The organism is Corallococcus sp. 4LFB, from assembly GCF_046520365.1.
Taxonomy (GTDB): domain Bacteria; phylum Myxococcota; class Myxococcia; order Myxococcales; family Myxococcaceae; genus Corallococcus; species Corallococcus caeni.
On sequence record NZ_JBKGHJ010000296.1, the window covers coordinates 1 to 10,942 of the forward strand.

8 protein-coding genes are annotated in these 10,942 nt (G+C 70.8%); 6 read left to right on the plus strand and 2 right to left on the minus strand.

Translation table 11 applies throughout. The features are described from left to right. Positions 1–711 (minus strand): tetratricopeptide repeat protein (locus ACLEQD_RS27120; protein ID WP_410387842.1); only part of this gene is annotated, 711 nt, incomplete at its 3' end. Positions 712–1,216: 505 nt separating this feature from the next. Between ACLEQD_RS27120 and menA the strand changes: the two genes are divergently transcribed. The 5 genes from menA (at position 1,217) to ACLEQD_RS27145 (ending at position 7,920) form a co-directional block, all read left to right on the plus strand. Further along, positions 1,217–2,161 carry a 1,4-dihydroxy-2-naphthoate octaprenyltransferase gene (gene menA, locus ACLEQD_RS27125; protein ID WP_410387843.1) on the plus strand — a complete coding sequence of 315 codons (945 nt, stop codon included), beginning with the start codon at positions 1,217–1,219 and terminating at the stop codon, positions 2,159–2,161. A gap of 235 nt (positions 2,162–2,396) precedes the next feature. Continuing rightward, entirely contained in the window at positions 2,397–4,307 is a 1,911-nt protein-coding gene (locus ACLEQD_RS27130; protein WP_410387844.1) for a hypothetical protein, read from the plus strand. A 15-nt stretch (positions 4,308–4,322) separates the two neighbouring features. Further along, a complete protein-coding gene (locus ACLEQD_RS27135) occupies positions 4,323–5,450 on the plus strand; it encodes a hypothetical protein (RefSeq protein ID WP_410387845.1) in 1,128 nt (375 codons plus the stop codon). A gap of 100 nt (positions 5,451–5,550) precedes the next feature. After that, positions 5,551–6,804, plus strand: coding sequence for a c-type cytochrome (locus ACLEQD_RS27140; RefSeq protein WP_410387846.1), 1,254 nt, complete (start codon positions 5,551–5,553; stop codon positions 6,802–6,804). Positions 6,805–6,963: 159 nt separating this feature from the next. Further along, complete coding sequence (locus ACLEQD_RS27145) at positions 6,964–7,920, plus strand: DUF5995 family protein (protein WP_410387847.1); 957 nt, start codon at positions 6,964–6,966, stop codon at positions 7,918–7,920. Positions 7,921–7,929: 9 nt separating this feature from the next. Here the strand turns inward: ACLEQD_RS27145 and ACLEQD_RS27150 are convergent, their stop codons facing one another. After that, positions 7,930–9,330, minus strand: coding sequence for a BamA/TamA family outer membrane protein (locus ACLEQD_RS27150; RefSeq protein ID WP_410387848.1), 1,401 nt, complete (start codon positions 9,328–9,330; stop codon positions 7,930–7,932). 430 nt (positions 9,331–9,760) lie between these two features. Here ACLEQD_RS27150 and ACLEQD_RS27155 point away from each other — a divergent pair, with 430 nt between their 5' ends. Beyond that, the gene (locus tag ACLEQD_RS27155; RefSeq protein ID WP_410387849.1) at positions 9,761–10,912 is read left to right on the plus strand and encodes a fatty acid desaturase family protein; all 1,152 of its coding nucleotides are present in this window, start codon (positions 9,761–9,763) and stop codon (positions 10,910–10,912) included. The last annotated feature ends 30 nt before the right edge of the window (positions 10,913–10,942 follow it).

Consider the following 10,942-nt stretch of genomic DNA (forward strand, 5'->3'; position numbering starts at 1 on the left):
CCTCGACAGCGGCGCGGTGGCCCACACCTCCAGGAGCGCGCGGTGCTCCGCGTTGTACTGCCCCGCCGCGCGCGCCAGGTCGCAGTACGCGAGCAGCGCCTTCATCCGGAGCGCGTCCGGGCCGCGGGCCTGCCGGCTGTCGATGAACTCCTGGAGCGCGGTCAGCGCCTCCTGGATGCGCAGCTGCTTCTTGAGCACGCGCGCCATGGTGAAGCGGGCCTCCGGGTAGAGCGGGGAGCCCGGGCTCACCGCGCCGTACTGCTCCGCCGCGCGCAGCGGCTTGTGCAGCCGCTCATGCGACCGCGCGGCCCGCATCAGGCAGTGGTCGCGCAAGGGGACGTAGTCCTCCGCGAGCGCGGTGAACTCCGCGGCGGCGGTGGCGAAGTCGCGCGCGAGGAACGCGCTCTGGGCCTGGAGGAAGCGGCCGGGGAGGGAAGGGGGGGACTCCGTGGCGAGCAGCGCCCGCGCGGACTTGTACCGGCGCCGGTCGAACTCCGCCTTCGCCTTCGCCAGCAGGCCCTCCGTGAAGTAGGGCGCCAGCCGCTCCGGCCCGAAGGCCACCGCCGTCACCTCGTCCTGCGAGGGCTGCGCCGCCGGCGTGTCGAGCAGGGCCTCCAGCTTCTCTTCCGACATCACGTCGCCGGAGTCGTCCTCACCCGGCGCCTGCGCCCACGCGGCGCCCGGAGCCCACAGGCCCGCGCACGCAAGCAAGACCGCAGCTGTTCCTCGAAGTCCGTCCATGCCAGCCCTCGTTCGTCCGCCAGGGACCCGGATGGATTGGCACTGCCGGTGCGCTTGGGACCTGCCCGGCCGACTGCTCGCCAGGCGCGCGTTGGCTATCGTGCATCCGGCCCCAGGCACACATCCGGTGCGCTGCACGAAAGCCAACGGCCCGGCGGCCGCTCGACTGGTATCTGGGGTACTACATACCCAGGGGCGCCTGCCTGCTGTCGAGCGGCCTGGAGCCCGGCCCTGTCGAACCCGGCGGACCCGTGGACGAACCCCTGCGCCGCGCGGGTGCCGTCGCTGACCGCGGCTGACGTCTGCCTTTGAGCCATGCGCGGGTGGACGGAAGGTTGACAAGGTGCGTCTGCGACAGGGCGTGAGGGCTTGTTACACGTGATACATGAGGGGATGGAATGTGAGGCATTGCGTCCTCTTGCGGCCGGCATGCCTGTAGCTTTACCGTGCGCTTGCTGCTCTCCCCCGGACATCCATGGCCACTCCGAGTCTCCCGTCGTCGAGCGTCGCGCTTGAAGCAAGACCCCCTCTGGCCCGCGTCTGGTGGCTCGCGCTGCGGCCCAAGACGCTGACCGCCTCCGTCGCGCCCACGGTGCTGGGCTGGGCCTTCGCCCACGCGGAGGGCAGCTGGCGGCCGGTGCCCGCGCTCACGTTCCTGGTGGGCTTCGTGCTCATGCAGATCGTCAGCAACCTGGTGAACGACTACGCGGACTTCGAGCGCGGCGCGGACACCGAGGCGCGCCTGGGGCCGGCGCGCGTCACGCAGAAGGGCTGGCTGTCCGCGCGCGAGGTGGCGACGGCCGCGGCGCTGGCGTTCACCGGCTCCTCGCTCGCGCTGCTGCTGCTGACGCAGGCGGAAGGGTGGCCGGTGTTCGCGGGCGGCGCCTTCTGCCTGGCGGGCGCGGTCTTCTACTCCGCGGGCCCCATCCCCCTGGGCTACCTGGGGCTGGGGGACGTGCTGGTGCTGATCATCTTCGGGCTCTTGGGGGTGAGCGGCAGCTATGTCGTGCTCACCCACCACGTCACGCCGGCCGTGCTGCTGGCGGGGCTGTCCATGGGCCTGTTCTCCGCCGGCATCCTCGCGGTGAACAACCTGCGCGACCGCAAGACGGACGTCGTCGCCGGCAAGCGCACGCTCGTGGTGCGCTTCGGCCAGCGCTTCGGGCAGTGGGAGTACACGCTGGCGGTGGCGGGCGCGTTCGTGCTCCCGGTGCTCGCCTGGCTGGCGCTGCCGGAGCACGCGGGGGGCTGGCTCTTCACGCTGGCGGCCCTGCCGCTCGCGGTGAAGCAGATCCGCGCCATCTGGCGCGAGGACGGCAGCGCGCTCAACCCGCACCTGGGCAAGACCGCGGCGCTGGGGCTCGTCTTCGCGCTGCTCCTGTCCGCGGGCCTCAGCCTCTGGCCCCAGACGACGCCCTGAGTCAGGCGCGGCGGCGCCCGAGCCCCCCTGCGCGATCTGAAGTCCGCGAATTGCGCGGACTCTCATAATGTGGTCAGTTCGATGCGATGAGGTGTTCTCCTCCCAACCCTTACCGGACCTCACCGTCTCCGCGTGGCGGAGCGTTGGCGGCGTCGGGAAGGGTGGGACGCGTGGGCCCGCGCGTGAGGACACCTGCTCCCTTTCCTCCCCCCGTCTGCCTCCGGCCTCGTCTTCCATGAATCGCTCAATCCTGTTGAAGAGCGCGTGGTGCGCCCTGCTGGTGCCCCTGCTGTCCTGCAACCTCCTCAAGGTCACTGACGACGAGGGGTCCACCACGGGTCGCGGCGCCAAGCGGTTCGACCCGTACCAGGGGCTCAACTCCGGCGCGATCCGGCTCAGCCTCCAGTACATCAACGGCTGCGCCTTCCTGCCCAACGGGCAGATGGTGGCGAAGAACAGCGTGCCCGTCCCGTACCCGGACGTGTGCATCACGCCGCTGGCGCCCAACCCGCTGACGCTGTCGCCTCCCACCGGGACGCTGCAGATCCTGTCGGACAACCAGTACTTCCTGAACCAGTTCTCCGTGTCGGAGACCGTGGTCAACCAGCACAACGACCCCAACGACCTGACGGCCGCGCTGTCGTGGATCAAGACCCAGACGGTGTTCGCCGGCCTGGACTGGACCAACGTCAACCAGGGCCCGGACGAGTGGAGCTTCTACAGCCTCGCGGGGGCCGTGGAGGACTGCTGGACGCGCGAGGTGCTGTTCGGCAACGCGAACTGGCAGAAGGTGAAGGACGACACCATCACCGTGGAGGTGCTGGACGAGACGGGCACCCCGCGCGCGAGCCAGACGTACCTGCGCTCGGAGCTGCTGGCCTCCTCGCCCTACGCCGGCCACAGCCGCTTCGCCTGGCGGTCGGAGAACCTGAAGCCGCCGCGCTTCCCCGGCGACAAGGATCCCGGCACCGTGACGGGCTTCCCGGGCGGACTGGACCAGAGCCCCACCACCCGCACCGTCGCGCGCGTGGACATGGTGGGCAGCACCAACCCCTTCAAGGTGCTGCGCATCCCGCGCCTGTCGGGCCCCGGCGCGCTCAAGGCCACCTGGAGCCAGCTGCCGGACAAGCCGTTCTACTTCCCGGTGACCTACGTCATCCCGGATGACCGCCCGTCCACCTGCACCGACGACGCCGGCAACCCGGTGCAGTGCAGCCCGGGCCTGGACTCGCGGCTGGTGTTCGCTCCTCCGAAGGAGGGCAGCTTCTACAAGCCCGGCGAGGACGTGAGCGTCTACGTGGACCTGCGCGACAGCGCGGGCGCCCACCTGCACTCCAAGGACCTGCTGCCCAGCGCGCGGCAGATCATCGCCGGCCAGTCCAACGGCATCCAGACGTTCGTGCCCGGCGTCATCGCGTCCGTCATGGAGAACGACTCCATCTCCAACGTGGCCATCGCGGGCCCGCTGCAGGACCTGCAGGTGCTGGGCAACCCCAGCGACGAACCCCAGTTCTTCGCCAAGCCGTTCCCGTTCGCCCTCTACGATGACGCCACGCTCACGGGCCTGACGCCGGGCCTCATCGACTACCAGTGGCCCACGCGGCAGACGTTCACGCTGCCGGCGAACGCGAAGCCGGGCACCTACGTGGCGCTGGTGAAGTTCAACCGCGCGGCCATGGGCGAGCGCGTCGCGAAGCTCAACCCGTTCTTCTTCCAGGTGGGCCAGGACGAGCCGACGACGTACCCGGGCAACGTGGGCAACTGCCAGATCTGCCACCGCGGCGTGCTGTCGCTGGACAACCTGCGCCACGGCCTGTCGGTGGACCACATCGAGAGCTGCAAGGTCTGCCACCACTACGACACGGACACGGTGGGCCGCACGCAGGAGATGGTGCACCGCATCCACATGAACTCGCCCAGCTACCCGGCGAACCGGGCGGACTGCACCGTGTGCCACCTGACGCGCAAGAGCACGGAGCGGCCCAGCCTGGCGCTGTGCGGCTCGTGCCACATCTCCCAGCACGGTGACGAGTTCTTCCAGATCGCCTTCAACCAGCGCGGCACGCCCAGCAAGTTCGGCAACTGCGCGCAGACGTGCCACGGCGGCGATCAGCTCCCCTCCAGACACATCCTCCCCGCGAAGTAGAGGATGCGACCCGCCATGCAAAAAGCCCTCTTCGTCGGAACGCTGCTCGGCGCGGCCCTGCTGAACGCCGCCTGCACGGAATCCTCCAACTCGCCCGCGTCGTCCACCTTCACGCCGCGCCCCACCTACGAGAACCGCGAGCCGGAGGGCCTCACCTCCCGGCTGACCGGCTTCACGGTGGATCCGGAGGCCTACTTCATCAACCTGGCCAACTGCGCGCCGCCGCCCGCGCAGTGCGCGCTGCCGCCGCTGTACGCGGAGTTCAGCCCGCTGCTCCAGCGCGCGGTGGTGCGCAACGCGCCCATCACCCTGCAGGACACGGTGCCGGACCCGGCCACGGGCCGGCCGCCCGACCCGGCACCGCCCACGCTGTCCAGCGCCGCCGGCCTGTGGACCCTGGACAAGGTGCCCACGCGCCGGGGGCCGCCGTTCTTCGTCCTGTCCCTGGGATCGCTGCCCGCGCTGCCCGCCCAGCCCACGCTGGCCAACGACGTCCCGGCGCCGTTCCCGCTGCCGCCCGTGCCGGAGGGCAACTACCTGCCCACGCTGACCATCCGCCCGGTGGTGCCGGCGCACAGCGCGTGCGTGGGCCTGGAAGCGCTCCAGGTGAGCGACAAGGGCCTCATGGAGGCGGTGGCGAAGTACCTGTCCCTCACCGATGGCACGTCCGTGACGGTGGCGGACCTGCTCAACCCGGCCCGCTTCGGCGGCATCACGGTCTTCTGGCTGTACCGCCCGGGCTTCCCGGTGTTCCGCGTGCCCGCGTCCAACACCACCGTGGAGGCCTCGTCCGGCCGCGTGCTCAACATCGAGTGGGCGCCCGTCGGCGCGCTGCCGCCGGCGCTCGCGCCCTTCCAGTCCACGCGCGGCTTCTTCATCCCGCCCGGCCCGCCCGCGCCCAACAGCAGCCTGGGCCTGGTCGCCATCGTCCACCCGCCGCTGATGGGGCCTCCGGGCAACGTGACGTACACGGCGAAGGACGCCACGACGAGCGTGCCGGAGAACCGCCCCTGGTCGCTGATGCCGCTGGAGCTCCCGCAGATCCCGGGCCTCGTCACGTTCGCGGGCCTGCAGATGGCGCCCGCGGTCCCCTCCAAGACGCCCTCCATTCCCCCGCCCAGCACCTGCGTGCCCGGGCAGTAGCCGCCGCACCCGTCCCAACGCCTGCGCTCCGTTCGCCCCTCCCCGTGGGGAGGACGGAGCGTCCGTGGTTCGTCCCCGTTCGTCCGGAGCAACATTCCCCATGATGAAGAAGATCCTGCTGGCCATTGGAGTGCTGGTCGCCCTGGTCTTGATTGGCGCGGGTACCGCCATGGGCGTGGCCACCCACAAGATCAACAAGTCGTATGACTACGTCGCGCTGCCCGACATCACGCGGGACAGCTCGCCGGAGGGCATTGCCCGCGGTGAGCAGGTCTTCCGCGCGGTGTGCGCCGAGTGCCACGCGGGCGGAGGCAACACCAAGCCCGTGGGCGGTCGGATGCACGACTTCCCGCCAGACCTGGGCACGTTCTACTCGGCGAACATCACGTCCGACCCGGAGAAGGGCGTGGGGGCCTGGACGGACCAGGAGATCGCCCGCATGGTGATCAACGGCATCGACAAGAACCACCACTTCCGCCCCATGCCCGCGTTCCCCAACATGGGTGACAAGGACATCGCGGCGGTCATCGGCTTCATGCGCTCCGGGCACCCGGACTTCGCGCCGGAGAAGGCCCAGCCGCCGCGCTCCGAGCTGACGCCCCCGGGCCGGATGGTGTTCGCGTTCGCCATGGGCATCAACGACAAGAGCCGCACGGAAGCCGTGCCCGTGCCCGCGAAGGCGGCGGACTCCGTGGAGTACGGCCGCTACCTGGCGGGCAGCGTCTACGACTGCGTCTTCTGCCACTCGCCGGGCTTCGACAGCAGCGCGGTGAAGCTGGAGCACCCGGACACCGTGCTGAGCGGCGGCTTCGAGTTCGACCTCGCGCCGCTGGGCGGCGAGGGCAAGCTGCTGTCGCCCAACATCACCCCCAGCGAGACGGCCGGCATCGGCAAGTGGACGCTGGATGAGTTCAAGCACGCCATGGTCACCGGCGTGACGCCGGGCGGCTACATCCTGCGCCCGCCCATGCCCAAGTACCGCTACGCGGACGACGTGGAGCTCGCGGCCCTCTACACCTTCCTGCGCTCCGTGAAGCCCAACGACAAGGTCGTCCCGCCCCCCACCGGCGGCCGCCCCAAGGCGGAGCCCTCCGCCGACCCGGAGAAGATGTTCAGCTCCCTGGGCTGCGCCACCTGCCACGCCCCCGGCAAGGCCTACGAGGCCAAGCTCCAGGACGCCAAGGGCAAGGCCCCCGAGGAAGTGGCGAAGTGGATCCGCAACCCGGAGTCCTTCAAGCCCGGCACGCAGATGCCCACCTACGAGACCCTCGTCGACGAGAACAACGCCCTGGCGCTCGCGAAGTACGTCCTGGGCAAGACGGGCGGCACCGTCAGCGAAGGCACCGCCCCCTGAGTTTGACGACGTTGTGACAGAAGCCCCCGCGTGAGTGTCGACACGCGGGGGCCCGTTGAAACCGTTCCCCACTTCCGGGTTGGGCCGCTGTCACAGGATGTACAGGTTGATATAAGCTTTCATGCGAAGTCGTTCCCCCACCCCGCGGAGCGTCATTCCATGACTGTTTCACCGGCCTCCCCCTCGTCCCATCGCAAGCAGCGCTCGAAGCCCGTCCACCTCCATGAGACGAAGGCGCCGGACGCGCAGGGACCCATCCAGCTGGATGACGTGCTCTGGAACCCCGTCGACGCCGAGGAGGCGCTGGAGGGGCTGGAGAAGATCCTCGGCCGGCTGAACGCGCGCAACGACTCACGCGCCATCTTCCTGGACATCTACGCCATCGTGACCCGGAAGGTCGTCCACCTGCTGAGCCGGTCGGACGCGGGGGGCTTCATGGAGCCCGAGTGGCTGTCCCACCTGACGGGCCGCTTCGCGGAGGAGGCGCTCATCGCGGTGCGCGACTCGCTGAAGAACCTGCCGCTGCCCACCGCGGCGTGGCGCTTCGCGACGCACTACCCGGCGCAGGGGCTCACGCAGCCGTATCAGGACGCGCTTTTGGGCGTGAGCGCCCACATCAACCACGACCTGGGAATGGTCGTCTACGACAACATCGCGCACCAGTCTCCGCCGGCGGATGCGCGCCGCATGGCGCGCTACCGGCATGACTACTTCCACGTGAACGAGATCCTCCGCTCGTGCATCCCGGAGTGCCTGGACCTGCTCGCCGAGCGCTATCACTGCACGTCCACGAAGCTGCTGCTGAAGGTGCCCTTCAGCCGCCCCGTGGTGGAGCGGGCCGTGATGCAGATGCTCATCGTCTGGCGGCAGCGCGTCTGGGAGAACGTCGTCGCGATGCTGGAGGCGCAGACGCCCGAGGAGTACCAGGCCGTCGTGGAGCGCGTGCGCACGACGTCCGGCCGCATTGCCCAGGCGCTGTGCGCGGACAAGGCGCTATGGCGGACGGTGCTCGGCGAGGCGCCGCCCTTCAGCCTGGCCCTGCCGCCGGAGGCGTGGCCCGGCGTGGTGCCGCCGGCGCCGGACGCGGACGTGGCCGTCAACGCCCGCGCCAGCTAGCGGGCCGCCTCAGGAGGGCGTGACTCCGGCCACGAGGTAGAGGCGCACCTGGCCGGAGTTGACACCGTAGGCGACGTCCACGCCCAGCAGGGGCAGCACGACGTTGTTGAGGTACAGCCGCAGGCCCGCGCCCACGCCCTGGGCCGCTGTGACGACCGGCTGTTGTGGCGAATACGACTCCCGCAGGTAGCCGCGGATGTTGCGTCCGCTGGCGTCGAAGAGGATCCCGTCGGAGGGCAGGTCCCGCCACGCGATGGCGCCCGTGTCGGAGAAGCCCACGCCGCGGAAGGCCAGCGACTTCACCTTGAAGAGGGGGAAGTGGTACTCGGCGGTGAAGGTGAGCCGGGTGTCGCCGCGGAACTGCCGGTACTGGAAGCCGCGCAGCGTGGTGCCGCCCATCACCAGCTCCTGGTGGAAGGGCAGGTCCTTGCCCACGGCCAGCTCGCCGCGCAGCACCAGGTTGTGCTCGCTGAAGAAGCGCAGGCCCTGGCGGTAGAGGAGGCCGAACTTGCGGTAGTGGAACTCGCTCCACACGCCCGGGACGGACACCTCGTAGGAGGCCTCCAGGTTGAGCCCCTCCGTCACCGCGTGCAGCGTCTGGCGCGAGTCCAGGCCCACCATGAAGCGCAGCGACGTGTCGCGCAGGGCCGGGCCGGTGGAGAACGCCTGCGACGTCACCGGCTTCTTCGGGTCCGGAGCCTGCGCGTCGATGCTGGACAGGCGGTACTTCGCCGCCGCGCGGACGCGCTCGAAGAGGATGAAGCCCAGCTCGGAGCTGAGGGACGCGGAGTTCATGCGCGTGCGCCGGAGGATCTCCGGGTCGTCCTGGCTGGCGTCCGGACGGTACTCGTCCACGCGGTCGCTGCGCAGCTGCCCCTCCAGGCTGAACTTGAGCTGCGGCAGGCCGAAGAGGATGGGGTCCAGGAAGCCCACGTACACGCCGCTCTCGCCGGTGCTCACCTGCGCCGCGACGGCGAGCTTCTTCGCGCGGCCGCCCAGGTTGTTCTCCGCGTAGAGCAGCCCGCCGCCGGTGTTCGCGGAGGACAGCGCCACCGTGGGGGCCACGACCCACGACGCCTTGTCCTTCACCCGCAGCACCAGCCGCACGCGCCCGTCGGGCAGGGGCTCCGTGCTCACGTGCACGTCCTGGAACAGCCCCGTGGCCAAGAGCCGCCGCTCCACCTTCTCCAGCTCCTCGCCGTCCACCTCGTCGCCCACGTCCAGCCGCCCGAACGAGCGCACCGTCGAGGACGTCGTCTTGTTCGCGCCCTCCACCGTCACCTCCGCCACCTCCGGGCGGTGGAGCGCGGGCACGGGCGGGTCCTCGTCGGCCCGGGCCACGGGGGCGGCCAGGCCCGTCAGGGCCACGGCGAGCAGGGACAGGTGAGGGCGGAAGCGGGGGCGCGGCACGCCCTGCTCATACCGCACGGTCCACGGGCCCCGGCTGTTTCAGCAGGTGACGGCCGGCTCGGGCGCGCGATGCTCAACGTTTGCGTCCGGCACGCTCGGCGCCGGGCCGACAGTGCGCCCTGGAGAACAGTGGCCACCGGGCCGGCGGGGAGGGGCCCTTGCCGATGAAGGGGCCTCCTCCACGCGGAGGCACCATCCTCATCAGGTGGAGATGCATCCATCCTGGAGGGACGCGGGCATGGGCACCGTGCGCAGCAAGACGCGCAACCCGCGGGGCGACGGGGGGCGGGTGCTCGTCGCGGAGCGGGTGCTGCCCCGCCGCCCGGCGGGCGGGTGAGCGGGACGGGACGCTTTGCGTCAGCGCGGGTGGAGGCTACCGTGCGGCCCGTTTCCGGCCGGGTCCCCGCCCCGCTCCCGAGGAGTCCTTCGCATGTCCCGCGGCACCCCTGACTTCGACCTGGCTTCCGTGGACGTGGAGGGCTTCTACCGGGAGCTGAAGGCGCTGCGCGCCCGGCTGGACGCGGACCTGGGCGAGGCGGACGCGGCGCACCTGCGGAAGCTGGAGCGCTGGGGGAAGGTGGCGTCGGGGCTGGGCGTGGCCACGGCGTGGATCGCGCCCAACCCGCTCTCCGCGGTGGCGCTGGGCCTGGGCCGCTCCACGCGCTGGCTGCTCATGCACCACGTGGGGCACCGGGGCTATGACCGGGTGCCGGGCATGCCCGCGTCGCGCACCAGCAAGGGCTTCGCGAAGGGCGCCCGCCGGTTCGTGGACTGGCTGGACTGGATGCTGCCGGAGGCGTGGGTCTTCGAGCACAACGTGCTGCACCACTCGCACACCGGCGAGGAGGCGGATCCGGACCTGCTGGAGCGCAACGCGGAGGGCTCGCTGCGTGACAACAGCCGGTCGCTGCCCCTGCGCTACGTGCAGCTGGCGCTCCTGGCCGTCACCTGGCGCGCGAGCTACTACGCGCCGGAGACGCTGGGCTCGCTGCGCCGCAAGGGGCGGCGCGATGGCGGGGGGCTGACGCGCGCGGAGCTGTGGGAGCTCTTCACGCGCTGCTACCTGCCTTACGCCACCGTCTTCTTCGGGCTGTACCCGGCGGCGTTCCTGGTGCTGGGGCCGTGGGCGGCGTTCAGCGTGTTCTGCAACTCCGTGCTGGCGGACGTCGTCACCAACCTGCACACGTTCTTCGTGGTGGGGCCCAACCACACCGGCGAGGACCTGTACCGCTTCGACTCCGCGCCCGCGAACAAGGCGGAGCGCATGGTGCAGCAGGTGGTGGGCAGCGCGAACTACCGCACCGGCGGCGACCTCAACGACTACGCCCACCTGTGGCTGAACTACCAGATTGAGCACCACCTCTGGCCGGACCTGCCGATGCTGAAGTACCGCGAGGCGCAGCCGCACGTGCGCGCCCTCTGCGAGAAGTACGGCATCCCGTATGTGCAGGAGAGCGTCTGGACGCGCGCGCGGAAGATGGTGGACGTCGTCGTGGGCAAGGCGTCCATGAAGCGGCTGGTGAAGGCCGAGGCGCCGGCCATGTCCGCCGCGGACGCCCGGGCGGAGGCCTCCGCGGCCTAGCGTCAGGCGGCGGCGCGCGACGGCGGCGGG